Consider the following 1079-nt stretch of genomic DNA (forward strand, 5'->3'; position numbering starts at 1 on the left):
TACGTTAGGCAAAATTAAACACAACTTAAAGATGAAATCTAAACTAATTATTCTGTTTTCTTTTATTTTATCTTCATGTTATAATAATGAAGAATTAAGACAAAATAATGAAATAAGAGATTTAATAACGAATTCAGTTTCTACAGTAGAAGAAACATTTACTATTACAAAAAATGATGAAATAGATATAGAAACAAAAGATGGTGTTAAAATCAATTTTAAATGGACTGATTTAGATTTTACAAATATACCTCAACCTTCATCAATAAAAGTTTTTGTGAAAAATTATCAAAGCAATATTGATATGTTTTTCAATAATTTAGAAACTATATCAAATGATACACTTTTAATCTCGGGAGGAAGTATCCAAATAACAATAAAGTCTAACTCTAAAAATGTACGATTAAAAAATGGGAGTTTTGCATCTATTTATTATCCAAGAGATTTAAATTTAGGACCAATGAGCTTGTTCTATTTAGATTCAGGTAATTGGGTAAAAGTTCCAGTAAATGTGGATACAACTAGTATTACTAAAATAGATACAGTTTATTATAGGACAAAAGATAATCCTCTTTATTACACAAGAATTCCTATAGGTCCAAATGAACCTAGATCAACATTAAGAACAGCTTTTGAAGAAGATATTTTTAGTTACTATTATGCCAAATTACCAAAGCTAGATTATATTAATTTTGATTATTTACCAAAATCTGTATTGACAAATATCCAAGTAAAAGTCTTGTCTGATAATATAACACAGGTAGATGCCCATTTAATTTTTAAGGATATCAATTCATATAAAAAGTCAATAATAAGAAAGGAAGATAGTTTTTACAATATACCAGTTGGTTCAACATTTACTCTTCTTGCTTTTTCAATTGTTGGTGAAAAAATTTATTTCCTTGAAAAAGAAATTAGAAATGTTAGGGAAGAAATGTCGATAAATTTAAAATTGAAGGAGTCTTCAAAAGATATTATTAAAAAAAGGCTTAAGAAACTTAAAAAAACTTTGCCTAACAACAGCTAAAACAGCAAGTTTCGGGTGACGCACCCTCGCTCGCAGTTTAGCCATTACGTTG

At 26.6% G+C, this 1079-nt stretch carries 1 protein-coding gene; it reads left to right on the forward strand.

Annotation, left to right across the window (positions count from 1 at the left end; translation table 11 throughout):
- On the forward strand, positions 1-1027 hold a 1027-nt coding region (locus tag QL232_RS27200; protein ID WP_281616498.1), incomplete at its 5' end, for a hypothetical protein.
- Between the last annotated feature and the right edge of the window lie 52 nt (positions 1028-1079).

The sequence above is a fragment of the Flammeovirga sp. SubArs3 genome (genome assembly GCF_947387565.1).
GTDB lineage: Bacteria > Bacteroidota > Bacteroidia > Cytophagales > Flammeovirgaceae > Flammeovirga > Flammeovirga agarivorans.